This window comes from Massilia niabensis, assembly GCF_042655085.1.
GTDB classification, from domain to species: Bacteria; Pseudomonadota; Gammaproteobacteria; order Burkholderiales; family Burkholderiaceae_D; genus Telluria; species Telluria niabensis.
In genome coordinates, this window is the sequence record NZ_JBHSMU010000015.1 from 858,196 (window position 1) to 882,761 (window position 24,566).

The 24,566-nt window shown below is 65.6% G+C and carries 23 protein-coding genes; 11 read left to right on the forward strand and 12 right to left on the reverse strand.

The window, feature by feature from the left end; all coding sequences use genetic code 11:
* From hepT to ACFPN5_RS18290, 4 genes are all read right to left on the reverse strand, one after another.
* Positions 1 to 426 (reverse strand): type VII toxin-antitoxin system HepT family RNase toxin, encoded by a 426-nt coding sequence (gene hepT / locus ACFPN5_RS18275; RefSeq protein ID WP_379785207.1) that lies wholly within the window; start codon positions 424 to 426, stop codon positions 1 to 3.
* Positions 427 to 436: 10 nt separating this feature from the next.
* On the reverse strand, positions 437 to 1,678 hold the full coding sequence (locus ACFPN5_RS18280; protein ID WP_379785208.1) for a putative Na+/H+ antiporter: 1,242 nt from the start codon (positions 1,676 to 1,678) through the stop codon (positions 437 to 439).
* 71 nt (positions 1,679 to 1,749) lie between these two features.
* Positions 1,750 to 2,940 carry a serine hydrolase domain-containing protein gene (locus ACFPN5_RS18285; RefSeq protein WP_379785209.1) on the reverse strand — a complete coding sequence of 397 codons (1,191 nt, stop codon included), beginning with the start codon at positions 2,938 to 2,940 and terminating at the stop codon, positions 1,750 to 1,752.
* Positions 2,941 to 3,034: 94 nt separating this feature from the next.
* Positions 3,035 to 3,448: a hypothetical protein gene (locus ACFPN5_RS18290; RefSeq protein WP_379785210.1), complete on the reverse strand. Its 414-nt coding sequence runs from the start codon at positions 3,446 to 3,448 to the stop codon at positions 3,035 to 3,037.
* Positions 3,449 to 3,681: 233 nt separating this feature from the next.
* Here ACFPN5_RS18290 and imuA point away from each other — a divergent pair, with 233 nt between their 5' ends.
* The 7 genes from imuA (at position 3,682) to ACFPN5_RS18325 (ending at position 10,630) form a co-directional block, all read left to right on the forward strand.
* Positions 3,682 to 4,389, forward strand: a complete 708-nt coding sequence (gene imuA, locus ACFPN5_RS18295; RefSeq protein ID WP_379785211.1) for a translesion DNA synthesis-associated protein ImuA — start codon at positions 3,682 to 3,684, stop codon at positions 4,387 to 4,389.
* The gene (locus ACFPN5_RS18300) at positions 4,319 to 5,800 is read left to right on the forward strand and encodes a Y-family DNA polymerase (RefSeq protein ID WP_379785212.1); all 1,482 of its coding nucleotides are present in this window, start codon (positions 4,319 to 4,321) and stop codon (positions 5,798 to 5,800) included. Before imuA ends, ACFPN5_RS18300 begins: the two co-directional genes overlap by 71 nt.
* Before the next feature lie 244 nt (positions 5,801 to 6,044).
* Positions 6,045 to 7,103 (forward strand): type III polyketide synthase, encoded by a 1,059-nt coding sequence (locus tag ACFPN5_RS18305; protein ID WP_379785213.1) that lies wholly within the window; start codon positions 6,045 to 6,047, stop codon positions 7,101 to 7,103.
* A gap of 17 nt (positions 7,104 to 7,120) precedes the next feature.
* Positions 7,121 to 7,828: a methyltransferase domain-containing protein gene (locus tag ACFPN5_RS18310; protein ID WP_379785214.1), complete on the forward strand. Its 708-nt coding sequence runs from the start codon at positions 7,121 to 7,123 to the stop codon at positions 7,826 to 7,828.
* On the forward strand, positions 7,825 to 9,075 hold the full coding sequence (locus tag ACFPN5_RS18315; protein ID WP_379785215.1) for an NAD(P)/FAD-dependent oxidoreductase: 1,251 nt from the start codon (positions 7,825 to 7,827) through the stop codon (positions 9,073 to 9,075). The genes ACFPN5_RS18310 and ACFPN5_RS18315 overlap by 4 nt, the downstream gene beginning before the upstream one ends.
* A 50-nt stretch (positions 9,076 to 9,125) precedes the next feature.
* Positions 9,126 to 9,389, forward strand: a complete 264-nt coding sequence (locus tag ACFPN5_RS18320) for an acyl carrier protein (RefSeq protein WP_379785216.1) — start codon at positions 9,126 to 9,128, stop codon at positions 9,387 to 9,389.
* Entirely contained in the window at positions 9,386 to 10,630 is a 1,245-nt protein-coding gene (locus ACFPN5_RS18325) for a beta-ketoacyl-[acyl-carrier-protein] synthase family protein (protein ID WP_379785217.1), read from the forward strand. The genes ACFPN5_RS18320 and ACFPN5_RS18325 overlap by 4 nt, the downstream gene beginning before the upstream one ends.
* A 288-nt stretch (positions 10,631 to 10,918) precedes the next feature.
* Here ACFPN5_RS18325 and ACFPN5_RS18330 read toward each other — a convergent pair whose 3' ends face one another.
* Both ACFPN5_RS18330 and ACFPN5_RS18335 read right to left on the reverse strand, forming a co-directional pair.
* Positions 10,919 to 11,602, reverse strand: coding sequence for a haloacid dehalogenase type II (locus ACFPN5_RS18330; protein WP_379785218.1), 684 nt, complete (start codon positions 11,600 to 11,602; stop codon positions 10,919 to 10,921).
* A 333-nt stretch (positions 11,603 to 11,935) separates the two neighbouring features.
* A complete protein-coding gene (locus ACFPN5_RS18335) occupies positions 11,936 to 12,502 on the reverse strand; it encodes an ion transporter (RefSeq protein WP_379785219.1) in 567 nt (188 codons plus the stop codon).
* Between the two features lie 428 nt (positions 12,503 to 12,930).
* On the opposite strand from ACFPN5_RS18335, the gene ACFPN5_RS18340 reads away from it, so the two are divergent.
* Positions 12,931 to 13,302, forward strand: a complete 372-nt coding sequence (locus ACFPN5_RS18340) for a serine aminopeptidase domain-containing protein (RefSeq protein ID WP_379785220.1) — start codon at positions 12,931 to 12,933, stop codon at positions 13,300 to 13,302.
* Between the two features lie 63 nt (positions 13,303 to 13,365).
* Here ACFPN5_RS18340 and ACFPN5_RS18345 read toward each other — a convergent pair whose 3' ends face one another.
* The 4 genes from ACFPN5_RS18345 to ACFPN5_RS18360 all read right to left on the reverse strand — a co-directional run bounded on the left by ACFPN5_RS18345 (position 13,366) and on the right by ACFPN5_RS18360 (position 18,659).
* Positions 13,366 to 15,516, reverse strand: a complete 2,151-nt coding sequence (locus tag ACFPN5_RS18345) for a TonB-dependent receptor plug domain-containing protein (protein ID WP_379785221.1) — start codon at positions 15,514 to 15,516, stop codon at positions 13,366 to 13,368.
* A gap of 25 nt (positions 15,517 to 15,541) precedes the next feature.
* On the reverse strand, positions 15,542 to 16,663 hold the full coding sequence (locus ACFPN5_RS18350; protein ID WP_379785222.1) for an acyltransferase family protein: 1,122 nt from the start codon (positions 16,661 to 16,663) through the stop codon (positions 15,542 to 15,544).
* Between the two features lie 113 nt (positions 16,664 to 16,776).
* Complete coding sequence (locus tag ACFPN5_RS18355; RefSeq protein ID WP_379785223.1) at positions 16,777 to 18,282, reverse strand: M23/M56 family metallopeptidase; 1,506 nt, start codon at positions 18,280 to 18,282, stop codon at positions 16,777 to 16,779.
* A gap of 2 nt (positions 18,283 to 18,284) precedes the next feature.
* Positions 18,285 to 18,659, reverse strand: coding sequence for a BlaI/MecI/CopY family transcriptional regulator (locus tag ACFPN5_RS18360; protein ID WP_379785224.1), 375 nt, complete (start codon positions 18,657 to 18,659; stop codon positions 18,285 to 18,287).
* A 140-nt stretch (positions 18,660 to 18,799) separates the two neighbouring features.
* On the opposite strand from ACFPN5_RS18360, the gene ACFPN5_RS18365 reads away from it, so the two are divergent.
* A complete protein-coding gene (locus tag ACFPN5_RS18365) occupies positions 18,800 to 19,564 on the forward strand; it encodes an alpha/beta hydrolase family protein (protein WP_379785225.1) in 765 nt (254 codons plus the stop codon).
* A gap of 182 nt (positions 19,565 to 19,746) precedes the next feature.
* On the opposite strand, the gene ACFPN5_RS18370 is transcribed toward ACFPN5_RS18365, so the two are convergent.
* Together ACFPN5_RS18370 and ACFPN5_RS18375 are read right to left on the reverse strand one after the other, a co-directional pair.
* Positions 19,747 to 20,094, reverse strand: coding sequence for a hypothetical protein (locus ACFPN5_RS18370; RefSeq protein ID WP_379785226.1), 348 nt, complete (start codon positions 20,092 to 20,094; stop codon positions 19,747 to 19,749).
* A gap of 26 nt (positions 20,095 to 20,120) precedes the next feature.
* Positions 20,121 to 22,046 (reverse strand): M61 family metallopeptidase, encoded by a 1,926-nt coding sequence (locus tag ACFPN5_RS18375; RefSeq protein WP_379785227.1) that lies wholly within the window; start codon positions 22,044 to 22,046, stop codon positions 20,121 to 20,123.
* Positions 22,047 to 22,296: 250 nt separating this feature from the next.
* Between ACFPN5_RS18375 and ACFPN5_RS18380 the strand changes: the two genes are divergently transcribed.
* Together ACFPN5_RS18380 and ACFPN5_RS18385 are read left to right on the forward strand one after the other, a co-directional pair.
* Entirely contained in the window at positions 22,297 to 22,761 is a 465-nt protein-coding gene (locus tag ACFPN5_RS18380; RefSeq protein WP_379785228.1) for an Hsp20 family protein, read from the forward strand.
* A 282-nt stretch (positions 22,762 to 23,043) separates the two neighbouring features.
* A complete protein-coding gene (locus ACFPN5_RS18385) occupies positions 23,044 to 24,561 on the forward strand; it encodes a Do family serine endopeptidase (protein ID WP_379785229.1) in 1,518 nt (505 codons plus the stop codon).
* The last annotated feature ends 5 nt before the right edge of the window (positions 24,562 to 24,566 follow it).

Consider the following 24,566-nt stretch of genomic DNA (forward strand, 5'->3'; position numbering starts at 1 on the left):
TTAACCGCCCGGCGGCGTCGCTGCCCCGGCCAGCAGGGCCTGGCCGAAGGCCCCGAAATCGTCCAGCCCGCGCTTGATGATCGTCACCAGCGCCGGCAGGGGTGCGGCCTGGTGGTCCCATTCGGCGCGGCAGAATTCACCGGTACGCTTCAGGTCCTCGGCCAGCGTGGCCTCGATCCAGCCGTTCTCGGCCAGCAGGGTGATGACTTCGCGTTCGTCCTGCGGCTGGCCGAGGCCGGCTTCGGCGATCACGTAATCTCCCATCTCGACCGCGGCTTCCCAAGCGCGGATCACGTTCAGGGTGGCCGCATCCTGGCGCGTGAGGTCGCCGACGAAAGTCGTCGGATCCTTCTCGTATTCCTCGCGGGCGCGGCGGCAGCAGCGCTCGATGGTGCCGATCTTGCCGATCAATAGGGTCTCGTCCATATCGCTTCCTTCAAATTAAAAATAGGATGGCCGCGACGATCGTCGGCCCCAGTGCACCGCCGAGGAGCCCCAGGGTGCCGATCGATTCGTCGTTGAAGCCGCGCCGCAGCAGCGCGGCCCCGGCGGGGTTCGGCGCATTGGCGATCACGGTCAGTCCGCCGCCGGCAACCGCGCCGGCGACCAGCATGTACTTGGCCTGGTCGGACAGCCCCGCGATCAGGGAGCCGAGGTAAGTGAGGGCGGCATTGTCGGTGATCGCGGTGAGGGCCAGCGCGCCGAAGAACAGGGCGGTCGGCCCCAGGCTGGAGACGATCGGCTGCAGCCACCATTGCTGCATTCCGCCCAGCACCACGAGGCCGGCGAGGAAAAAGCCGACCAGCAGTCCTTCCTTCAGGATCAAGGGGTCCTGGTGACGATGGTAAGCCTGGGTGAAGCCGAGGAACAGCAGGAACAGGCCGAGGAACAGCACCGGGTGGTGGGCCAGCAGCACCACCGCGGCGAGGAAGGCCAGGTGGATGACCGAGACCTTCAGCGGCACAGGGCTGCTGGTCTCGCCGCTCGCCGCAGGCCGCAGGTGCGCACGCAGCAGCAGGGTGACGACCGTCGCATTGATGAGGACAGCCAGCGCGGCGCGCCAGCCGAAGTGGGTGAGCATGTAGGCGCTGTCCCAACCCCAGGTGCCGGCCACCATCAGCACCGGCGGCGCCGCGTACGAGGTGAGGGTGCCGCCGATCGACACGTTCACGAACAGCACGCCCAGCGCGCCGTACTTCAGCCGTTCCGGTATGCCGGGGCGGAACACCTGCGGCGCGAGCATCAGGGCGGCGAGCGTCATCGCGGCCGGCTCGGTGATCAGGGAGCCGCTCAAGGGCACGAAGGCCAGGCCGAGCCAGGCCAGGGCCACTTCGGTGCGCACCGGCGCCAGCCGGGCAATCGCGCCCAGCAGTGAACGCACCGCATCGAGGATCGGCCTGGAGGCGGCAATCACCATGACCGTGAAGACGAACAGGGGTTCGGTGAACTGGCGCGATTCGGCGTAGTCGACGGCCGCATCGGTGCCGGAAATCAGGGCCATCGCGATGATCAGGATGAAGGCCCAGAAACCGAACACGGCCTCGACTTCGCCCAGCAGGTGGAACAGGCCGGAATGGCGGGGGTAACGGTGCGCCAGGATCTCGAAACCCTTGGCCGAGAAGGTGTGGACGAGCGCGCAGGCGAACAGGATGGCACCGACCAGCTGGATCGTGGTCATGCGGGAGTTCCGGGGCAGGGTGAAGACAGAACGGTCATTGTCAGGCGGCTAATGAATAAAGCGTCATTATTTCACTTTTCGAGACCGGCGTTGGCGCCGTATTCCCAGGTCCACGGCATGCCGGTTTCCCCCAGCACGCGTTTTACGATGCCGGGAAAGAGCGCCTCGGCCCGGACATCGTTGGCGAGCAGGACGACGCAGCGGCGCTTTTTCTCGAGGCAGACCAGCATGTTCCCGGTGGTGTCGTTGTGCCCGCCTTTGAAAAATCCTGCGCCCTGCGGACCCGAAAACGTGATGAGGCCCAGGCCTGCGGCCAAGCCGGGATGCCGGCGCGCCGGCGGCAACTCGGGTTGGAAAGTCGGGAATTGCGTCGCTGTCGTGATCGGCAATTGCGCACGCAGCATCTCGGCACGCGAGGCTGGATGGAGGCCCTCGCCGCGCATGAAACCCGCCGCGAACAGGGCCATATCGTTGATCGTCGTATCCATGGAGCCGGCGGCACGCACCCGGCTGCGCTCGTCGTGGGCCTCCGGCTTGCCCTCGGCATTCCAGCCGTCCGCCAGGTTGGCGGCAAAATCCGGCCGCCATGTCATGCTGGTGTTTTTCATCCCGAAACGTTCGAACACCCGGCGCTGCATCTCGGCGCCAACCTGCATTCCCAATGCCCGCTCGAGCACGAATTGCAGCAGGATGAGTCCCTCGCCGGAATAGGCATAGCGGGAACCCGGATCGAAATGAAAGCGCAGCTTCCCGTCGGGCTCGACGAAAGCGAAATTGGCAAAGCCCGGCGAATGCGTGAGCAGTATCCTGGGGGTCAGCTTGCGCCACCGCTCGTCGCCGGCCAGATGCTGCCAGGGACCGTAGCCGGCTTCGTTCGCGTATTCCGGCAGGGGTTTCGGCAAATGCTGCGCAATGGACCCGTCAAGGCCCAGCTTGCGCTCTTCCACCAATTGCATGACCGTATAGGCGAACACCATCTTGGTCAGCGAAGCGCCATACATGACCGTATCGGTTGTCAGTGGCTGGCGGGCCGCATTACGCACCCCCCAGCTTGCCGTATAAGCGACTTTGCCCTCGTCGATGACCGCCAGGGCCAGACCCTGGACCTGGGCGTTTGCCATCGCTTCGCGTACATGGCGGTCGAGCGGCGGGGGGATCGACGCCGGCTCGCTGCCCCATGCCGCCGCATGGAGGAGGAAGCCGCAGGCGGCGATGAGCAGGGCAGGGCGCATTGTGATTCTCCGGGTACTCAGGATGGCCATTGGAACGGTCGAGGGGTATCGCCAGTGATGGGATGCCCGGCAGGTGGTGGTAGCAGACCTATCGGAAGCGTTCGCTTACGATCCGGAGCGGGACTTAATCCACTTCCGCTTCGCTTGACGTAATCTTTATGCCTGCGCCGAGGAGCGTGGCAACGATAGCATCTCCCAGGCGCCGAACTTCAGCATTGTGAGACACACCTTTGAACCGTTGTCTTATTGAGATATGAGGCCGAATGAAGACGGACCACTGAATTGGCATCCCGCGATACCCGTCACCTTCATCAGCCATGCTGGAACAACCGATAGTCAATTCTGCCTCTGCTGGACTCACATACTCGATCAACCAGCCCCAGTCTTCCCCGAGTGGATAGCTCGTGACAATGTCCTGTTTGACAAGCATCCTGGCGAGCCAAAAAGCGAGCTCGAAGCCATACACGCCGGGATTGCCCTGGCATTCCTCAGGAAGGGTGGGGAGAAATTCTGAAGACGTGAATTCAATGCGCCACATGGAAAGTTAGTTACCCTAACGTTAATAATGGCGGTATGCCAGTTTGTCGGTTTCCCCTCCGAGCGTGCGTCGCGGTTCAGTGTACGAGGAATGTTGTCCATGAGGCAAGCAGAGTTGTGCCAGGCCGTCTCAGGGCGTGTTTTCAAACTATCTACATCTTGCCAAAAGCTGAACGAACGAGTACTGTACATCCATCCAGTACTTTCGCATTGCCTTAGCATTGCGCCCCATTTATGTCTTGTTCAAATAACACTGCCGCGCCGGAAGACTTGCACCCTTCACTATGGCGCGCCTCGCAGCTGGCGCATGCCGGCACGCGCTGCGTCGACAGCGGGCATCCCGTCCTGTCGAAGCAGTTGCCCGGCGGCGGCTGGCCCACCGGGACCCTCATCGATTTATTGTTGCAGCAGCCCGGCATCGGAGAAATGCGCCTGCTGCGTCCGGCGCTGGCGGCCGCCGCCTCGCGCCGGATCGTGCTGCTGCAGCCGCCCCATCCGCCGCAGGCGCTGGCGCTGGCCGCCCTCGGCGTGCCGCCTTCACAGCTGATCTGGCTGCGGGCCGAGCGGGGGGCGGATGCGCTGTGGGCGGCCGAGCAGGTGCTGCGCAGCGGCAGTTGCGGGGCGCTGCTGTTCTGGGCCAGCCATGCGCGTGGCGAGAGCCTGCGCCGCCTGCACCTGGCGGCGCAATGCGGCGAGACCCTGTTCTTCATGATGCGTCCGCTCGCCAGCGCCCAGGATTCCTCGCCGGCGCCGCTGCGCCTGTCCCTGCGGCCTGCTTCCGGCGGGCTCGACATCGGTTTCGTCAAACGCCGGGGGCCGCAGCGCGATGCGCCGCTGTTCCTGCCACTCACTCCTCCTTTACTTCAACGCCATGCGCCTGTGGATCGGCCTGTACCTGCCCCAGTTACCGCTCGAGGTCTTCAGCCCGAACTGGTCAACTGACACGGGCTGCGTCGTGCTCGAGCACGAGCGCGTGCTGGCCGCGTCGCCCTTGGCTCGCGCCGCCGGCGTGCAGCTCGGCATGCGCCGCGGCGGGGTGTTGATGCTGATGCCCGAGGCACGCATCGTCGAGCGCTCGCCGGAGCGCGAGGCCGAGGCCCTGCATGCGGTGGCGATGGCGCTGCTGCAGTACACGCCGCAGGTCGCGCAGGCCGAGGAAGCAACCTTGTTGATCGACATCGGCGCCAGCCTGCGCCTGTTCGGCGGCATCCGGGCCCTGTGCCGGCGCGTGCGCGCGAGCCTGTGCGCGCTCGGGTTTTCCGGTTTTCTCAGCTGCGCGCCGACCGCGCGCGGCACCTGGATGCTGGCGCGGCGCCGCGCCGGGCGCGTGCTTACCATCGATTCGCTCACGCGCCGGCTCGACCGTTTACCCAGCACGCTGCCGCCGCCGGCACGCGCCTTTGCCACCTGGTTCGAGGGCATCGGCTGTGCCGACCTGGGCGCGCTGCGGCGCCTGCCGCGGCCCGGTTTGCAGCGGCGCTGCGGGCGCGCGCTCCTCGACATGCTCGATGCCGCCTATGGCATGGCGCCCGAACTCTTCGAATGGATCGAGGCGCCGACCAGCTTCCACGCGAAGATCGAACTGTTCGACCGCATCGAGAATGCCGAGAAATGCCTGATGGGCGCCCAGATGCTGGTGCAGCAGCTGACCGGCTGGCTGTGTGCGCGCCAGCTGGCAGTGGAGCGCATCACGCTCCTGCTCGAACACGAGCGGGGCAGGGTGGCGCGCCCGCCCACCGCGGTCGAGATCGCGCTGGGCGAGCCGACTTGGCGCGACGAGCACCTGGTGCGCCTGCTGCGCGAGCGCCTGGCCAAACTCGTGCTCGAGGCGCCGGTGATCGGCCTGGCGCTGGACGCGGCGCAATTGCAGCCGATGGCGCCGCCGAGCGAATCGCTGTTTCCCGAACCCGGCGGCAGCGAGGAAGACCGGGTGCGCATGCTCGAGCTGCTGGTCGCCCGCCTGGGCCCGGACAACGTGCTGCAGGCGCTGCCGCAAGCCGATTACCGGCCTGAGGTCGCCAACGCCTGGGTGCCGGTGCACCAAAAAGTGCGTGAGTCGGTGCGTGCGGCGCAGATGCCCCCGGACGTGCAAAGCTTGCCGCGCCCGACCTGGATCCTGGCGAAACCGATCGCCCTCCTGATGCGCAACCACCGGCCGTTTTATGGGTCACCGTTGAAGATGGCTTCGACGCCGGAACGGATCGAGGCGGGGTGGTGGAGCCAGACGCAGACACGCGATTATTTCATCGCCGAAGGGCAGGATCATACGCTGTACTGGGTCTACCGCGAGCGCATTGTCGGCGCGGCCGAGGATGCCAATCCACGTTGGTTCCTGCATGGGCTGTTCGGGTGATGTGCGCTACGGTGGTGAGCAGGGACATCGGGCGAAATGTCTGCCGGAGTCGTGGAAATCCAAATGTGCGAAGCGCATGCAGGGTTAGCGCTAATATGCAACCAGCTTAGCTGTAGCTTCGGACAAGCCCGCTTTCATGCGGCATAGCAATCCAGATCAGACACTCGGATTAACTCAGCCAAGGGATCGACATGCGCGTCTTTTTAAAGGACCAGTCGGGTCAAGTGATCGGCTGGGTGTCCTGATGTTTGTCAACGGCATAGGAACTGCGGTCCCCCCAAACAGCTATTCCAAGCTGGACTGCTGGAATGCCTTTTCCGACTCCGACTGGTTCGAACGGCTCGGGCCGCGTGCGCATGCCGTTGCCAGGACCGTCCTGCTGCGCGACAACGGCATCGAGTCGCGCCGTCTTGCCGTCGATTCGCTCACCGATGTCTTCCATATCGACCCCGATGCCCTGCATGCGCGTTTCCTGGCGCACGCGCCGGCGCTGGCCAGGCAGGCCGGCAAGGAGGCGCTTGCGCTGTCGAAGCTGGCGCCGGCGGACATCGATGCGGTCGTTGTCAGCACATGCACCGGCTACCTGTGCCCCGGCCTCAGCGGCTATGTGATCGAGCAGCTGGGTTTGCGCGAGGATGTGCAGGCATTCGACCTTGTCGGCCACGGCTGCGGCGCGGCCCTGCCGAACATGCGCCTGGCGAACGGATTGATCCTTGCAGGGCAGTGCCGGCATGTGCTGTCGGTCTGCGTCGAAGTCTGCAGCGCGGCCATGTACCTGGACGAAGACCCCGGTGTGCTCATCAGCGCCTGCCTGTTCGGGGACGGCGCGGGGGCAATGGTGCTGTCGCGCCAGCCGCAGGCCGGCTTGCGCAGGATCGAGTGGCTGCATGCGGAGTCGCTGGTGGCTCCCGAGCGGCGCGATCGCCTGCAATTCGAATCGCGACAGGGGATGCTGCGCAACGTGTTGACGCGGGAAGTGCCGCGCCTGGCCGCGCAGTATGCAGGGCAGGTGCTGGAGACGAGCCTCGGCCGCACTGAAACCCGGCGCGACGCTATCCGGGCCTGGATCATGCATCCTGGGGGCAGGGATGTCCTGGTGGCGCTCCAACAACAGATGGAGCTGGACCCGGACGACTTGCGTTACAGCACGGCAGTCCTGCGCGACTTCGGCAACCTCAGCAGTGCTTCGGTGTATTTCGTGCTCAAGGGAGCGCTGCGCGACCATGCTCCAGGGGGCCACTGGTGGCTGTCGTCGTTTGGCGCCGGCTTCAGCTGTCATGGCGCATTGCTGAAGGTCGAGTAAGCGCCGGGAAAAACCTGATGAAGCCATCCTTCCCGCGCCTGCTCGAACCTGAAATCCTCGACGATTTGCGCGAAGACGATCCCCGCGCGGTGCGCTCGCGCCAGGACCTGGGGCGGATTAATTACGTCATGGGAGCAGCAGGGATCCTTGCCCGCGCATTGGGCGCTCACGCTATCGTCCCGAAACGCATCATCGAATTCGGCGCCGGCGACGGTAGCCTGATGCTGCGCCTGGCAAACCGGCTCGGCCCCCGATGGCCCGGTGTCCACGTCGTCCTGCTCGATCGCCAGCGTTGCGTTGCACCCCACACGCGCGATGCCTTCTCCAGGACAGGGTGGACGGTGGAGCTCAGGCAGGCCGACGTGGCCGACTGGGTTTCCGGCGCTAGCGGTGATCAATTCGATATTGCGCTGGCCAACCTGTTCATCCATCACTTCGACGACGAGCGGATCATCGGCCTGTTCAACGCGATCAGTGCGCGCACCGACCTGTTCGTGGCATGCGAACCCCGGCGCGCGCCATTGCCGCTCCTTGCCAGCCGCCTGGTCGGGCTGCTCGGCGCCAATGAAGTCACCCGCCTTGACGCAGTAGCCAGCGTCAAGGCGGGGTTCCAGGGAAAGGAATTGTCTTCGTTGTGGCCGGCCAGCCCCTCATGGCGGCTGGCCGAACATTCCGCGGGCTTGTTCAGCCATGTGTTCAGCGCACGGCGCAGGAGCAGCACATGACGACCGGGTTCGATGCCCTCGTGATCGGTGCCGGCCCGGCGGGCAGCGCTGCGGCGATCCTGCTGGCCGACGCCGGCTGGCGGGTTGCGCTTGTCGAAAAGCAGGCCTACCCCAGAAGGAAGGTCTGCGGCGAGTGCATCTCCGCCACCAACCTGCCGATACTGCAGGCGCTCGGTATCGGCAAGGCCATCGGACCGCTTGCCGGCCGGCCCTTGCGGCAGGTGGCGCTCGTTTGCGGCGCACGCATCGTGCGCGCGCCGCTGCCCGCTTTCAGAGATCCGGTCCACCAATGGGGCCTCGCCATCGGGCGCGAACATCTTGATACGCTGTTGCTGGAACAGGCCAGGTGTCGCGGCGTGTCGGTCTTCCAGCCATGGCAGGTGTGCGGCATCGCCGGACCACCCGGCCATTTTCAATGCCGGCTTCGCCAGGGGGACGGGACTGGGGAATACGTGCTGGCCGCCGCGCTGGTGATCGATGCGCATGGCTCCTGGGAACCACCGGTACTCCAGGAGGGCGGGCCGCGTGCACCACGCGATTCCCGGCACCGGCCATCGGACCTGTTCGCATTCAAGGCAAATTTTGCCAATGCATCGCTCGACCAGGGTGTGCTTCCCGTGTTGTCGTTCCCGGGCGGCTATGGCGGTATGGTGATCGCCGGTGGCGCACGCGCCACCTTCGCTTTTTGCCTGCGGCGTGACGCCCTGGTGGAAGCACGTATTCAATTTCCGAACACGACGCCGGCCGAAGCGGCGCAGGGCTGGGTCAGGCGTCACGCCAGCGCGGCAGCCGCACTGCTCGATGACGGCGTCCAAGTTGGCAAATGGCTGGGCGCCGGGCCGATTCGCCCCGGCATTCATCTTGGCAGGCGCTACGCAGGAGCCTTTCGAATTGGAAACGCGGCCGGGGAAGCGCATCCGATCATTGGCGAAGGCATCAGCATGGCGCTCCAGTCGGCCGTCCTGCTGGCGGACACGCTGCTTGGCCAAGGGGCGCATCGTGCCGATGGTCAAGCGCAGGTAGGCATTCACGCGGCCTATGCCGAAGCATGGCAGCGCCATTTTGCCCGGCGTATCCACCTGTCGGCGCTGTACGCGCAGCTGGCGATGCGTCCTCATCTTCTCAAGGGTATATTCCCCGCACTGGAGCGCCATCCGGCATTGTTGACCCGGTTTGCACGCTGGTGCGGCAAGGTGCGTCCCGGTCCCGGCCTGGCCGGAAGCGAGAGGGCGGCCGAATATGCATGAGCATGAAGCACGATCCCCGGAAACAGCGACAATCACGCAAAGGAATGTGCATGGATACGTACGATCGCATGGTCCGCATACTTGCTGACGAACACAAGCTTGCGGTAGAGGCACTGCAGCCCGACGCCCGCCTCGATGAACTGGGCATTGATTCCCTGAGCGTCATGGAATTGCTGTTCAAGATCGAGGAGGAGTTCGACATCAAGGTGCCGAACGACCAGGTGCCGCTCATCACGATTCGTGACATGGTGAGCTACGTCGACAAGCTCATTGCACAACAGGCAGGTGCGATGCCGCATCAAGCCGCGACATGAGAAGGGTGGCGGTCACCGGCATCGGCGTCATATCGCCGCTCGGGAATTCCACCTGGGCCTTGCTGGAAAGCCTGGCCGCGGCGCGCTCGGGCATTCGGCGGCTTGATGGGCCGGAGTACGCCCGGCTGGCCAGTCCCATTGCCGCGCCGGCCGCAGCGGAGCCGGCACCGGTGGCCGATCCGGCCAAGTCGCGCATGATGGACCGGACCACCCACTTCGCGCTCGACGCCAGCCGCCAGGCACTGGCCCAGGCAGGGCTGCCGCTTGCCACGCTCGACCCCTCGCGCGTCGGGGTCTTCATCGGGACCGGCATGGGGGGAGCACAGAGCACGGACGACGGTTACCGCACCTTGTATGGCGAACAGTCGGATCGCATCAAGCCCTTCAGCGTTCTGCTTGCGATGAACAGCGCAGCCGCGTCCTGGATCGGCCTCGAATACGGATTCACCGGCCCCAACCTGACCTTCACGACGGCCTGCTCGTCATCGGCCGTGGCCATCGGCGAGGCGGCAATGCGCATCGCCAGCGGCGCTGCCGACGTCATGCTCGCCGGCGGCACCGAAGCGCCCTTGTGCCTCGGCCCCATGAAAGCCTGGGAAGCGATCCGGACCATCGCGACGCCGGATCCGCGCGCCCCAAGCGCGTCGTGCAAACCGTTTTCGAAAGACCGGACCGGCATGGTGCTCGGTGAAGGCGCCGCCGTGCTCCTGCTGGAGGAATGGGAGTCCGCCCAGGCCCGCGATGCCGTCATCCTCGCTGAAATCACCGGTTATGGGCTGACGACCGATGTTGTTCACCTGACCCATCCGAGCGTGGAGGGGCAGGCCCGCGCCATGGCCCTGGCCCTGGCCAGCGCCCGTATCGACGCCGCATCGGTGGATTACATCAACGCCCATGGCACGGGGACGCCCGCCAACGATGCCGTGGAAACGGCCGCCATCAAGCAGGTGTTCGGAGAGCGGGCCTACAGGATTCCGGTCAGTTCCACCAAATCGTTGCACGGCCACTTGCTTGGCGCCGCCGGGGCGCTGGAGTTCGCCATCGCCATTCTCGCGATGGATGCCGGTATCGTGCCGCCGACGGCCAACCTGCTGCAGCCGGACCCGGCATGCGATCTCGATTACGTACCGAATCATGCACGTGCCGATGCGACGATCCGCACCGTCATGTCGAACTCGTTTGCATTCGGCGGCACCAGCGTCGCTTTGATTGGGCAAAGCAGGAGATTCCATGCCCACTGAACGTGTCGTGTTCAAGGGGCCGCACGGGAAGCTCTCGGGCAAGCTCGATTCGCCCGATACGGCCCGCGCGCCTATGGCGTGTTTGCCCACTGCTCACCTGCAGCAAGGAGGTGCTGACGCACACATACGACATGCGTCGCAAGAGCGCAAACATTTTGAACACGGAGGAAAGGCCAGTCCAGGGGCATGGTGACACATGCTGGCACGCCCTTGCACACCTGCCCGATCCGGTGCAGAGTAGCGCCCTTTTGAAAACAGGCCTTGCCGTCTCCGTGGACCAGCCATGTATCACGCCTCCAGGCGTCGTGCCAGTTCGTCGAGGTCACGCACGACCAGCTCGGGCGGTTCGGCAAGAGGAAACGGAGCCTTGCCCGGGCGGCACACAAAGGCGGTGCGCAAGCCGGCCCAGGCCGCGCCGGCGACATCCCAGCCATGCGCCGCGACCAGCATCGCTTGGCCGGGGCCGACACGCATCTGCCGGGCAGCACGCTGGTAGACCGCCGGGTGGGGCTTGTAGACCCCGGCGTCCTGCACACTGAACTGGGCATCGAAATAGTGCGCAATGCCCGCATGGGCGAGCTGGGCGCGCAGGCCAATCGTGCTGGAGTTCGACAGCGCGGCCATTCTCAGGCCGGCCTGCCGCAAGCGCGCCAGCGCGGGCGCCACATCCGGATGCGCGGGCAGCCGGGTGATCGGGCGGACTGCCGCTTCCGCGGCCTGCTGCGACAAAGCGATGCCGCGCCCCTCGGCCAGCATGCGCAGTGCGGCGACGCCAATCTCGGGCAGCAAGGCCTTGCGCTCGGCCACGGTCATGACGAGGGAGTAGTGAAGCATGGTGGAAAACCACAGATCCGGACTATCGGGGCCCGGCAGGACGGTGCGGATGCTCGCTTCCAATGGAGCCAGGTCGAGCAGGGTTTCATTGACGTCGAAAAACAATACTGCCGGGCGGGGGGATGCGGCGGTCGTCATGGCGTCTCCTGGCGGTGGAGTGACCATGATCGCCCAGAACGAAGCACCGGGGCGCTCGCTAAGGCGAAGACACTCGAGGAACAAGGCAATTCGCAGGCGCTCTGGCAAGCTGAAGCCCGGCGTCGAAGGCGACCAGCTCGAGAAGGCTCTTTAGCCCCCAGAAACGGCCACGGGCAAGGCGGCGCCGCACTCCTTGCAATAGCGCGCGCCGGCATCGTGGCCGCTGCTGCCACACGCATCGCAAACAAGCAGCGGGCGCGTACCGCGGCGCCGGTCATTCCGAAGCGCCGTCATTTCGGCTGTCACGATGCCGGTCGGCACCGCCAGGATGCCTCAGCCGAGCAGCATCATGAACGAGGCAATTGCCTTGCCCACCGCGGTCTGCGGGGTGATGTCGCCGTAGCCGACGGTGGTCATGGTGACGATCGCCCAGTACATGGCGGTCGGGATGCTGGTGTAACCATGTTCCGGCCCCTCGACCACGTACATCACGGTGCCCAGGATGAGCACGGCCATCAGCACCACTGACAGGAAGACCATGATCTTGCGCCGGCTTGCGGCCAGCGCCTCGCCCAGCCGCGTATATTCCTCGAAGTACAGCGTGAGCTTGAAAATCCTCAACACGCGCAGCAGGCGCAGGATGCGGATGTCAAGCAAGGCTTCGCTTCCCGGCAGCAGCAGCGAAATGTAGGTCGGCAGGAGCGACAGAAGGTCGATCAGACCGTAGAAGCTGATTGCATAGCGCAATGGATACCGTACCGTCGCCAGCCGCGCCGCATATTCGACGGTAAATAGCAGCGTAAAGAACCACTCCAGGAGATACATCGGTTCCGCATAGGGGCCGCCGATCGCCGACACGCTGTCGAGCACGACAACCAGGATGCTAAGCAGAATCGCCACCGCCAGGCCGATGTCGAACGCGCGCCCGGCCGGTGTATCGATGCCGAAGATGATTTCGTGGGCACGTGCGCGCCATCCTCCAGCGGCGCCGCCGTACTCGACTGGGTAGAGCGCGTCGCGCTGGCGGAGTTTTGGCAGGCAGTCTCATATCTCGACGGTACGACAGCCGCGCAGGGGGTGTCGGGAGCAAGCCCGTACGCAAGCGCGCCGACGTCGGTCGCGCCCTTCAAGGTTCCAGCAATGAAGCCGCTGTACCTTGTGGTCATCGCGCTTGGTTATTCACGATGGTCATAAAGCTTGATAGTAACCATATCCACAAGAGTGTGCCGCTTGTCCAGGTGCCATGCGTGACCGCGGCGCTGCACTTGCTCGCATCAGCGTCCAATCCGGTGCAGAGTAGCGCCTTCTGAAAACAGGGGGGGGGAGTCATGCCGACCGAACGTGTCGAATTCCAGGGGCCGCACGGCAAACTCTCGGGCAAGCTCGACCTGCCCGACGGGATGCCGCGCGCCTATGGCGTCTTCGCTCACTGCTTCACCTGCAGCAAGGATGTGCTGGCGGCGAATCGCATTTCGGGAGGACTGGCCGCGCAGGGAATCGGCATGCTGCGCTTCGATTTCGCGGGCCTGGGCGCGAGCGCCGGGGAGTTTGGCGACACCAATTTTTCGTCGAACGTGGAAGACCTGGTGGCCGCCGCCGATTTCCTGCGCGAGAAGTTCGCGGCGCCGCGCCTGCTGGTGGGCCACAGCCAGCCGCGCCGACCCTACGAAGGCTTAGAGCGCCTAACAAAAACTCCATAGTTGCGTATTGAATCCAGCCCGATCGGTTCGGGCCCGCGACCATTTCATCGCCGCGGCGCCCCGTCATAACGCTTGTTCCCACATCAGCCGCCACACCGGACGCATGCTGTAAGTAGTCGTGCGGCCGAGGCGGCTGCCACTGTCGTGGACCAGGCGTTCCCGGTAATCCTGGTGCAGCAGGTCCGACACCGACAGCCTCAGTCGCGACTGCGCATCGCGCTTCCATACCGCATACAGGTCGAGCTGGCGCCGGGCGCCGTTGTCGCTGGAAATCGACGCGCTCGAGCGGCTGGCCACCCGTGCGCGATACGTCCAGGTGCCGCCCAGGTCGAGCCGCCTGGCCGCCGACGCGTAATCGAGCCCGAGGTTGCCGCTGTAGGGCGCCTGGCCTTCGATGCGATTGTCCGGCCCCGGCACGCTGTCGATGTGCGACCAGTTGCGCGCCAGGTTGACCCGGGCCGCGAACGCTCCGCGCGTTGCCTTGCCCTCGAATTCGATGCCTTGCACCGTCGCGTCGCCCTGGTTTTCCGGGGTGGCGGTCCAGACGCCGTTGCGCTCGCCGATGCGCAGGAGCGTGATGTCGCGGATGCGCTTGCGGAAAGCGCTGACGCTCACCATCTCGCCCTTGCCCATGTAGCGTTCCCAGGCGAGGTCGATGCCGAAGGCCAGTTCCGGGCGCAGCGCCGGGTTGCCCTGCTGGTCCGGGTTGGTGGCGCTGTTGTTGTTGTCGACCGTGTAGCGGCGCGGCATCAGCTGGACGATGTTCGGCGTCTTGTAGGTGCGGCTCGCGGCCAGGCGGAACTGGTCGCGCGGCCCGCTGTCACCCTCGGGGCGCTGCGGCTTGAACAGCAGCTGGAAGGTCGGACTCCAGGCCCCTGCGTCGACGTCGACCGGCGCCGCGGCATTGCCTTCGCCAGTCGTATGCAGCACTTCGCGGCGCAGGCCGACATAGCCGGACCAGGCGGCATCGATGTCCCACTCGTCCTGGATGAAGAAGGCGCTGCGCGAGACCTGCGCGCGGTAGTTCTCGTCGCTGGCGAGGAGCAGCGCGCCGCCGGCGTCGGTCTGTAGCTCGCGGCGGTATTCGCGGCGCGCCTTGCGGCCGAACTCCCAGCCGGCGGCCAGCGCATGCTTGTCCCACAGCGGGCGGCGCCAGCTGCCGTTGAAGGTCCATTCGCGCTCGGCCGGGCCGGAGGCGACGCGGTGCAGTGCGAGCAGGGTGTCGCGCAGGTCCATGCCGCGGTAAGCAAAATCGGCGTCGCGGGTCGTGTAGAAGCCCGCCAGTTTTGCAGTGAGGCGGGCGCCGGCATCGAGCTTGCGCGTCCAGGCCGCATCGGCATACGCGTGCAGCGGACGCGTCTCATACGACTGGAGGGCGCGCGGAAAGGCGGTCGGGGTGCCGATGTCGGTGGTCTCGCTCTCGCGCTTGATGTTGTCCATGTGGCGCCGGCGCAGGTAGCTTTGCGACGTGATGGTGTCGGCGGCGCTCGGCTGCCACGACAGGCGCGGCGCCAGTTCCAGCATGTCTTCGACCTGGTGGTCGGTCCACACCGTGCGGCGCAGCAGGGCAGGCTGCGTTCCTTCTTCGACAGTGACGGCCGCGATCGGGTTCTCGTGGCGCCGGAGCGTCGCGGTTACTGTGTACGCAAGTGCGCCCTGGCGGCCGCTGTGCTGGGCCACCAGCTGTGGCGCTACTCGGGGTCCCAGCGCGCCGCGAACGAAGGCGCTGCCCACCTTGACCTCGTTCGCGGCGCCTTTTGCCGGGCCGGCGCGGCGCAGGATCACGTTGATGGTGCCGGCCACGGCCTGGCTGCTGGTCTCGGCGGTGGGAGCGCGGCCGATTTCGATGCGCTCGATCAGGTCGGGACTGATCGATTCGAGCGAAAAATCGCTGGGAGCGGGCAGGCCGTTGAGCAGGATCGCGACATAGCCGCCGCCCATGCCGCGCATGCGGATCGCGGGCGCCTTGCCGGGGCTGGCGTCGACAGTGATGCCGGGCTGGCGCTTGAGCACCTCGGCCAGGCTGGCGTCGCCCTGGCGCAGGAGTTCGTCGCGGCCGACGACGATGGCGGTCGTCGTCGATTGCGCTCGCCCGTCGCTGGCGCCGGCACTGATGAGGACCTGCTGCATCGGCTGGGAGGGGGATTGGGCTGACGCACAGGCGTGCGCTGCCAGCAGCAGCGCGCCGGCGCTGCGGGTTCGAATGATTCGCATGGGTGGTATTCGTGGTGAGTATGGGTTATGAGCCGTGCCCCGCACGGGATGTCAGCCTCCTGGCCACACGTTCCAGCATCAGCGCCAGGAAGTGGCAGCAGGCCAGCACGGGCAGGTAGACGGTAAAGGTCCAGGTCTGCACCTCGCCCAGCAGCGCGCGATACAGGCCCACGGTAGCGAGCACGATCAACATATGGGAGAGATAGAGCTCATAGCTCAGGCTTCCCATCCGGGCCAGCCAGCGCAGGCCCCACCTGGGAGCGGGCGGCCGGGCGTGGAAAGCGAGCAGCATCAGGCAGGTCCCCAGGCAAAGGATGTACAGGCCAGACTTGAACAGGTGGCGATGCACGAGGCCGGGCCAGCCAAGCACCAGCACGATGCAGCATGCGCCCGCAAGCCCCAGCGCACCCAGGACGCGCATACCAGGACGCAAGCGGGGACGCCAGCGCCGCGCGAGCATGGCGGCCAGGACGCCCCAGGCGATCGCCGCCATGCCCGGCAGGTAAGCCTTTTCGAACCAGACTTCCTCGCTGACGGGGACCAGCCCCCGCAGCGGCATCAGGCCCAGCGCCCACACCAGCAGCAGTGCGACCAGCAGCCGGCGCGGCAGCCACAGGCACAGCAGGGGGAAGCCCAGGTAGAACACCTCTTCGATCGACAGCGACCAGAGAACGTCCCAGCCCGCCGGCGCCCAGCCGGTGCGGCCTTCGTACCAGTTAAACGTGAAGGTCAGCGCCGAGCCCAGCAAGCCGCCAATGGTCTGCTGCCCGGTTTCGGGCACGAATCCCGGCACGCCCAGCAAAGCCAGCAGCGTCAGGAGCGCCAGCACCACGCCCAGCAGGGGCAGGATGCGCAGCGCGCGGGCCGCGTAGAAGCGGCGCAGGTTGACGCACCCGAGGTCGCCGTCATGGTCGATGATGCGCGTCGTGATGAGAAAGCCCGAGATCACGAAGAAGATGAAGACCGCCTCGTAGCCGTTGAAACTGATGGCGTCGACCAGCCGCTTGGGTAGCCATTCGCCCAGCAGGCTCGGTCCCAGCGGCAGGCGGAACGGCAATGCGAGATGATGGACAATCACCAGCAGGATGGCCAGGCCACGCAGGCAGTCGATTCCGAAGTTGCGGGAGGCAGGGGAGGTCAGCGTCATGCAGTTTTTCCGGATTGTTGAAAATGCTCCGCCCTGCCCATCTTCAAAGGGCATTGTCTGGCATCGGTGGTAAAAGGAGCTGCGGGGGCTGCGCCGGCTGGCGCAGCGGGCGGTCAGCGTTGCGGGGGCGCCAGGGCGCCTCCCAGCACGGCTTGCGGGTCGATATGCGCGCCCCCGCGCGAGACCTCGAAGTGGAGGTGGGGACCGGTTACCTTGCCCGTGGCGCCCGACAAGGCGATTTGCTGTCCGGCGCGCACGATGTCGCCGGCCTGGACCATGCGTCCGTCCAGGTGGGCGTACAAGGTACGCGTGCCGCTGGCATGCTCGATGACGACGACCTTGCCGTAGCGCGCGCCCCCATCGTAGCGATCGGTAGAGACGGCGACCCTGCCGTCAGCCGGCGCCACCACGGCCGTCCCGCGTGGCGCGCCGAAGTCCATGCCCTTGTGCGGTTTGCCGCCGGGGCGGTTGGTGGAGCCGAACTCTCCCGTCACTCGCAGTGTTGCGAGGGGAGCTTGCCATGCCGCGCCGGGTTGCGTGATGTAATCGGCGCGCGCCGTGGACAACGCTTCCGCGGTCTCGCTCCATGCGAACTGCGGCTGCAGCAGCACGCTGGCGCCGCACAGGGCCGGCAGCAGCAGGGCGGTCACACTCGCGAAACCGATATATGACAGGGGCTGTGCGTCACGGATCAAACGGATGCGCTCGGCCACGGCCTGCACACCGCACACATTGCGCGCACCGAATGCCAGCGCGGCCGGGGGCGTGCCTGCGGCCCTTGCCTGCACGGCCAGTTGCGCCAGCAAGGCGGCGGCATAGCTGCGGCGTTCGCTGTCCGGGCGACCCGCCAGCACCGCACGGTCGCAACCCAGTTCCAGGGCCCACTGGAGGGCCTCATTCAGGCGGCGCACAGGGGGAACGAACCACAGGAACACCTGCAACAGCGTGCCGGCATGCTGCCAGAGGTGGTCGCGGCGGCGCAGGTGCATCAGCTCGTGCGCGACGATCAATCCCTGCTGCGCCGGCGGCAGGGCGCGCATGTGGCGCGGCAGCAGCAGGACAGGATGAAACAGGCCGGCCAGCAACGGGGAAACCGGCGCATCGACTTCCAGCACGGGCGGCAGGGCGCCCTGATGCCGGCCGAAAGCGGGGTGGGCATGCAGGGCAGGGCCGTCCAGGCGATCCGCAACGGACAGAAGCGAGCGCAGGTCGCGCTGTACGCGCCGCCAGCGCCACCCATGCCATGCCGCGCCGGCGAACCAGCAAGCCAGCCAGAGCCAGGCAAGCGTTGGCAACACCGGCAGCATCGCGTCGGCGGAGAGCGCGTCGACGCCACCCTGGAAGCCTGCGACACCGTTGCCCGGCAAATGCCATGCCAGTTCCGCCAGCGCAGGCTGCGGCGCGGCGGCGAACAGGCTCAGGCGCGAAGAGGCGGGCAGGGTCACCACGACCAGCGTCATGGCGCCGGCCAGTTGGGCGAGCAGCCATGGCGTGCGCCGCGCGTCCAGGCTGGGCCAGCGTCGGCGCGCCAGTTGCAAGAAGGCCCAGGCGGCGCTGCAGGTGACTAGTGCAGTGACGCTGGCCTGCAGGAACATGAGGGGAAAGCTGGGGAAGGCCATGCTTACTCTTTCGACTCGGGCCAGTCATGCAGCAGCTGCTCGAGCTCGGCCAGTTCGGCGTGATTGACCAGCTTCGATCCCGTGAACATGTTGACGGGCAGCGGCTCGTCCATCTCCATCACGCGCCGCCCGAAATCGCGTGTAAAAGCGGCCAGGGTCTCGATTTTTTCCAGCGCCGCCGCATACACGTTCACGCCGTGCGCAAGCTGCAGATTGACCATGCCTTTTTCCACCATCCGCTCGAGTGTCTTGCGCGTGGACGAGAACGACCATTGCAGCTCTGGCGCAACTTGCTCGTGGAGCTCGCGCGCCGACAAAGGCTGCTGCCTCCACAAACATTTCAGCAAGGTCAGTTCGGTAACCGATGGAATGGACATGATGTGTTCTTTGAGTGTGACTAATGACGCAAGCATACGACATGTGTCACAAGAGCGCAAACATTTTGAACAGACACCACTTTCTTGCGCCTGCCGCCAATCCGGTGCAGAGTAGCGCCTTCTGAAAACAGGGGGGAGTCATGCTGACCGAACGTGTCGAATTCCAGGGCCCGCACGGCAAACTCTCGGGCAAGCTCGACCTGCCCGACGGGATGCCGCGCGCCTACGGCGTCTTCGCCCACTGCTTCACCTGCAGCAAGGACGTGCTGGCGGCGAACCGCATTTCGGGAGGGCTGGCGGCGCACGGCGTCGGCATGCTGCGCTTCGATTTCGCGGGCTTGGGCGCGAGCGCCGGGGAGTTTGGCGACACCAATTTTTCGTCGAACGTGGAAGACCTGGTGGCCGCCGCCGATTTCCTGCGCGAGAAGTTCGCGGCGCCGCGCCTGCTCGTCGGCCACAGCATGGGCGGCACGGCCGTGCTGGCTGCGGCGCATCGGATTCCGGAGTCGAAAGCCGTGGTGACGATCGCCTCGCCGAGCGACCCGCATTATGTGGTCAACGCATTGCTGCACGAACACCTCGACACCATTGCCCAACTTGGCGAGGCGCGCGTGAAGCTGGCCGGGCGCAACTTCAATATTCGCCAGCAGTTCGTGGAGGATGCGACGCAGCACCAGTTGGCCGAGCGGATTGCCCGCCTGGGCCGCGCGCTGATGGTGATGCATGCACCGGGCGACGATACGGTCGAGATAGCCAATGCATTGCGGATTTTCGGGACGGCTGCGTACCCGAAGAGCTTCGTGTCGCTCGACGGGGTCGATCACCTGGTGACGGGGAGGGAAGGCGCGGCAAATGTGGCCGCGATGATCGCGGCGTGGAGCGGGCGGTATATCGAAGCGGCTTGAACGGCGCCGCGTCGTAGGGTCGACGGCTAAATGCGGACGCGTGAGGTCACGCAGCCTTGATGCCGTCCACGCGTTCAAGCGGCCTCAGAAACCTCGCGTTGGTGCATGCGTGATTTGAACGCGTGGACGGCGCAATGGCCGCGAGCATGCCGATTGTCGGGTGGAGCCGTCCACCCTACGGTTTACTCGTCGAACTCTTCCGCCAGGTTCTTCCACCCGCGGCTCTTGGCAAACGCCGCGAACTCTTCCGGCGCCTCGAGCACGATCAGCTTGCGGTCCTGCAGCCCCGGGTCGCTGTGGCCGAAATCCGGCCCCTTGTACCCGAGCCCGCGCAGGCGCTCGACGATCTGCTTCACCAGTACGCTGTCCTTGTAGAGCCCACCATCGATGGGCGCTGCAAAGTCCACGTACACGTCGATAATCCCGTAGCCCTCGTCGAAAATGCGGATCGCCTTGACGTCGTGGGAACGGCCTGTGCTGTCACTGGCCTTGAACGGGCCGGACAGTTCAATGTCGGTATCGGTAGTCATGTTGGGAGCATACCACCGACCCCAAATTACTTCAGCGCCTTGTAAATCGCCTCCAACCGATCCGGGGTACCGGGGATCCGTTCCAGGCGCGGGTAGCGCAGGCCGCCCTGATAGTCAAGCGGGATCGTGCGCAGGTTGTTGCCTTTCCTGACCAAGAGCTCGATCGGCGCCTTGCCGTCCTTTGCCGCCTTGATGGCCGCCTTCAGCACTTCCGGCTTGAACACCTTGTTGTTCACTGCGACGATGGTCGTGTTGCCGGCCAGGCCGGCGCGGAAACCGACGCCGTCCCAGATCACGTTACGCACGCCACCGTCGGCGCCGACCGAGAAGCCCAGCGAATAGCTCAAATCGGTCGACTTGCTGCGTTCCTCGCTGGCCTTGAGATAGTCGGTCGGGGTGTCGGTGTAGACCAGCTTCCAGCCGGCGCGCTTCAAGCCGTCGAGCGGGGCGCCCGGGCCGTTGCCATCGAGGCGCGCGCGCAGGAAGGGCGCCCAGTCGAATTTCTGCACCCTGGTCAACGCGGCGACCACGTCCTCGAAGCTGTAGAAGGCCGGGAGCATGCTGCCGTTGTTGATGCCGTAGAAGGCGCGTGCGAAGTTGTCGAGCGAGCGCTTGTCGCCGGAGAGTTCGCGGATCTTGGTGTCGACGTCGAGCCAGATCAGGGCGCCTTCAGAGTAGTAATCCTCGCTGCGCTGCCAGTTGCTCCAGGCCAGCGCGCGGCGGCCGGCGATGATCGGGTCGTTCACCGTGTCCTGCACCGCGCGCCAGGCGCGTCCACCCGTGTTGTCGTAGCGCGCCGCAGTCAGGGCCAGCGCATCGCGCGCACTCGCCTGCGCGACCAGGCCCGAACGGGCGCCGAGGATGCTGCCCCAGTACTGGGTCTGGCCCTCGTACACCCACAGCAGGTTGTTCTGCAGCGGGGTGTTGAAGTTCGGGACGTCCTGCCCGTTTGGCCTGCGGAACTTGCCGTTCCACGAGTGCGTGTACTCGTGCGGCAGCAGGTCGCGTCCGGCTTCGCTGCGCGCCCAGTCCGTGAAGTAGCCAGGCTTGACGCCGTTCTCGCTCGACTGGTGGTGCTCGCGGCCGATGCCGCCGAATTCGTCCGACAGGGCGAGCAGGAAGTCGTAGTGCTGGTAGTGGTGGGAACCGAACAATTTGAGGGCCTGGTCGACCATCGCGCGGTGCGCGGCGATCTGCTCGGGCTTGGCTTCCAGGCTCTCCGGATTGTCGGCCACGACGTTCAGCGACACGCGCACCTTGGCGCCGGGATCGAGGTCGTACTGCTTGAAATAGCGGCCGGCAAAGAGCGGCGAATCGATCAGGGTTTCCAGGTCGTGCGCCTTGAACTGGATCTCGTCGCCCTTACGTTCCGCCGTCTCCAGCGCGGTGCCGTACTGCCAGCCGGCGGGGAGCGTCAGCGACGGCTGCACCGTGATGCGGCGCGCCACGTAACCGGCCGGGTACAGCGTCACCGACGGCCATTGCAGGCCGAGGATGTCGTCGGTCATGACGATGCGGCCCTGGGCAGGGTCGAGCGGCGACAGGAACTGGTATTCGGCTTCCAGCGTGCTGACGCCTTCGGGCACGACCACGTGGAAGGCGAAGACCTCGACCGGGTCGCGCGTCCACGCCAGAGGTTTACCGTTGGCGCTGAACTTCAGTCCCGCGAGCTGGGTGAGGGGACCGCTCGGCCCGTGGTTCGCCGGCAGCCATTGCGGGTACAGGAAGGTCATCGGGCCGGGCTTGACCGGCACGCTCATGCGCATGCGGAAAATCTGCTGCGAGAGGTTGGTCGCATCGACCTTCAGCACGATGGTGCCGGGATAGGGCTGGTCGACCGGGGCGGGCACGGCGGCCTGCGCCGGGAAGGCCAGCGCGAGGGCGAGGGCGAGGCTGGAAGCGGTCTTGGCGGGGAATGAGCGTAAAAGCGAAAACGGGGCGTGAGCGGTCATCTTCTGGGCGGTGTGGGTAACGATCGGAATAGCGAGGGGAGCAATAGGCGGAGCAACTAAGCGAGCGAGTGTAGCACGCAGGTAATTGCGCAAAACTATGAAACATCGATGCAAATAAAATTTGCAAGGCGTGCTAAAAATCCGTATTTCGTATCCCTTGAAAACCTGCTGGGGTGGCATTAGATTGGTTCCAACGGATGCTCACGATGAGGTCCGTCAACTTATCGCTTAACTTTAAAGGATATTTATCATGCGTACTTTTGACCTCGCTCCCCTGTATCGTTCCGCCATCGGTTTCGACCGCCTGGCCACTCTGCTCGAGCAACGCGCCGAGTCGCAGCCGAGCTACCCGCCGTACAACGTCGAGCTGCTTGCCGAAGACAAGTACCGCATCGTGATGGCGCTGGCAGGCTTTTCCCGTGACGAAGTGGAAATCGTCTCCGAGCGCGACACCCTGCACGTGACCGGCCGCAAGCAGAAGGACGCCACCGAGCGCACCTACCTGCACCGTGGCATCGCCGCCCGCGACTTCGAACAGCGCTTCCAGCTGGCGAACCACGTGAAGGTCACCACCGCGTCCTTCGACAACGGCATGCTGACCATCGACCTGGTGCGCGAAGTGCCTGAAGCGCTCAAGCCACGCAAGATCGCCATCGGCGACGCGAATGGCACCGTGGACAACGTCCAGCAGATCGAGCAGCGCCAGGCCGCGTAATGATTCAGCGGTCGTAGCGAAAGAGGGTGCCTGCAGTCGGGGCGCCCTTTTTTACGCCTGGTAGTTGTAGGGTGGACGGGTTCCCGGTCCATGCGTTCAGCGGACGTGTGCTAACCACGGTGCGTCTGCACTCGCTACCGTTGAACGCGTGGACGGCGGAGCCGTCCACCCTACGAAAACCTGGCTAAAGATGAGTTTTAAGAATGTTCTAAGACTGATCGGCGACACTATCAAACATCGATACACCGTTATCGACCAACCCTTTGATCCAGGAGCACGTCCATGCAAAACGAAGGTGCAGTTACCGCCATCACCGCAAAACGTCTCACGCTGGCGCTGTGCGCGGCGGGCGTAATCGGCGGCGCGGTCGGTGCGATTACAGTCAACCATAACAACGCCACTGCCCAGGCAGCGCCGGCCGTTGCGGCGGCGCCTGCGCCCGCTCCGGTCACCGCGCCTCCGGCTGTTGCAGGCGCTCCGGCTGCCACCGTCACGCTGCCCGACTTCACCCGCATCGCCAAGCAGAACGGCAAGGCGGTTGTGAATATCCGCGTCATGGGCAGCACCAAGACCAGCGCGGGCAACATACCGCAGGTCGACCCGAGCCACCCGCTTTATGACTTTTTCCGCCAGTTCCAGGACCCGCGCGGTTCCCGGGGTGGCGCTCCCGTTTTCGGCGCCGGATCGGGCTTCATCGTAAGCCCGGACGGCGTCATCCTTACCAACGCGCACGTGGTGCGCGGCGCCAGCGAAGTCACCGTCAAGCTGGCCGACCGGCGCGAATTCCGCGCCAGGGTGCTCGGTTCCGACACTGCCACCGACGTCGCGGTGCTGAAGATCGACGCCAAGAACCTGCCGACCGTACCGATCGGCAGCTCGCGCTCGCTGCAGGTCGGCGAATGGGTGCTGGCCATCGGCTCGCCGTTCGGCCTGGAGTCGACCGTCACTGCCGGCGTCGTGAGCGCCACCGGGCGCAGCCTGCAGGACGACAGCAATGTGCCGTTCATCCAGACCGACGTCGCGATCAACCCCGGCAACTCGGGCGGACCGCTGTTCAACACGAAGGGCGAAGTGGTCGGCATCAATTCGCAGATCTACAGCCAGACCGGCGGCTACATGGGCATGTCGTTCGCGATCCCGATGGACGTCGCGGTGCGCATCAAGGACCAGATCGTCGCCACCGGCAAGGTGCAGCACGTGAAACTCGGTGTCTCGATCCAGGAAGTGGACCAGGGCTTTGCCGATTCCTTCAACCTCGATTCGCCCGAAGGCGCCCTGATCGCCAATGTCGAACGCGGCAGCGCCGCCGAACGCGCCGGCCTGAAGTCGGGCGACGTGGTGCGCAAGGTGAACGGCCAGCCGATCATCGGCTCGCGCGATCTGCCGGGCATATTGGCCATGGCGAAGCCCGGCGACCGGGTCGCGCTCGACGTCTGGCGCGATGGCAAGATCGTGCGCCTGAACGCAGTCCTTGCGAATGCCAGCGACAAGCCCGCTCCCGCCGAGCGCGCGGAGCTCGCTGCCAACGACAGCGGCGCCAAGCTGGGCCTGGCCCTGCGTCCGTTGGAACCGATCGAGCGCCGCCAGAGCGGCCTGCCGTCGGGCCTCGTGGTCGAGGATGCGGCCGGGGCGGCGATTGCTGCCGGCATCCAGCCGGGCGACGTGCTGCTGTCGGTGAACGGCAAGCCGGTCTCGACCGTCGCGCAGGTGCGCGACATGGTGAGCAAGTCCACCAAGTCGGTAGCCTTGCTGATCCAGCGCGGGAGTGACAGAATCTTCATTCCGGTGCGGATTGGCTAAGTACG

Coding starts and splice junctions, on each gene's coding strand:
- hepT (WP_379785207.1), bottom strand. CDS start 426: ATGGACGAGACCCTATTGATCGGCAAGATCGGCACCATCGAGCGCTGC.
- ACFPN5_RS18280 (WP_379785208.1), bottom strand. CDS start 1,678: ATGACCACGATCCAGCTGGTCGGTGCCATCCTGTTCGCCTGCGCGCTC.
- ACFPN5_RS18285 (WP_379785209.1), bottom strand. CDS start 2,940: ATGGCCATCCTGAGTACCCGGAGAATCACAATGCGCCCTGCCCTGCTC.
- ACFPN5_RS18290 (WP_379785210.1), bottom strand. CDS start 3,448: ATGTGGCGCATTGAATTCACGTCTTCAGAATTTCTCCCCACCCTTCCT.
- imuA (WP_379785211.1), top strand. CDS start 3,682: ATGTCTTGTTCAAATAACACTGCCGCGCCGGAAGACTTGCACCCTTCA.
- ACFPN5_RS18300 (WP_379785212.1), top strand. CDS start 4,319: ATGCGCCTGTGGATCGGCCTGTACCTGCCCCAGTTACCGCTCGAGGTC.
- ACFPN5_RS18305 (WP_379785213.1), top strand. CDS start 6,045: ATGTTTGTCAACGGCATAGGAACTGCGGTCCCCCCAAACAGCTATTCC.
- ACFPN5_RS18310 (WP_379785214.1), top strand. CDS start 7,121: ATGAAGCCATCCTTCCCGCGCCTGCTCGAACCTGAAATCCTCGACGAT.
- ACFPN5_RS18315 (WP_379785215.1), top strand. CDS start 7,825: ATGACGACCGGGTTCGATGCCCTCGTGATCGGTGCCGGCCCGGCGGGC.
- ACFPN5_RS18320 (WP_379785216.1), top strand. CDS start 9,126: ATGGATACGTACGATCGCATGGTCCGCATACTTGCTGACGAACACAAG.
- ACFPN5_RS18325 (WP_379785217.1), top strand. CDS start 9,386: ATGAGAAGGGTGGCGGTCACCGGCATCGGCGTCATATCGCCGCTCGGG.
- ACFPN5_RS18330 (WP_379785218.1), bottom strand. CDS start 11,602: ATGACGACCGCCGCATCCCCCCGCCCGGCAGTATTGTTTTTCGACGTC.
- ACFPN5_RS18340 (WP_379785220.1), top strand. CDS start 12,931: ATGCCGACCGAACGTGTCGAATTCCAGGGGCCGCACGGCAAACTCTCG.
- ACFPN5_RS18345 (WP_379785221.1), bottom strand. CDS start 15,516: ATGCGAATCATTCGAACCCGCAGCGCCGGCGCGCTGCTGCTGGCAGCG.
- ACFPN5_RS18350 (WP_379785222.1), bottom strand. CDS start 16,663: ATGACGCTGACCTCCCCTGCCTCCCGCAACTTCGGAATCGACTGCCTG.
- ACFPN5_RS18355 (WP_379785223.1), bottom strand. CDS start 18,282: ATGGCCTTCCCCAGCTTTCCCCTCATGTTCCTGCAGGCCAGCGTCACT.
- ACFPN5_RS18360 (WP_379785224.1), bottom strand. CDS start 18,659: ATGTCCATTCCATCGGTTACCGAACTGACCTTGCTGAAATGTTTGTGG.
- ACFPN5_RS18365 (WP_379785225.1), top strand. CDS start 18,800: ATGCTGACCGAACGTGTCGAATTCCAGGGCCCGCACGGCAAACTCTCG.
- ACFPN5_RS18370 (WP_379785226.1), bottom strand. CDS start 20,094: ATGACTACCGATACCGACATTGAACTGTCCGGCCCGTTCAAGGCCAGT.
- ACFPN5_RS18375 (WP_379785227.1), bottom strand. CDS start 22,046: ATGACCGCTCACGCCCCGTTTTCGCTTTTACGCTCATTCCCCGCCAAG.
- ACFPN5_RS18380 (WP_379785228.1), top strand. CDS start 22,297: ATGCGTACTTTTGACCTCGCTCCCCTGTATCGTTCCGCCATCGGTTTC.
- ACFPN5_RS18385 (WP_379785229.1), top strand. CDS start 23,044: ATGCAAAACGAAGGTGCAGTTACCGCCATCACCGCAAAACGTCTCACG.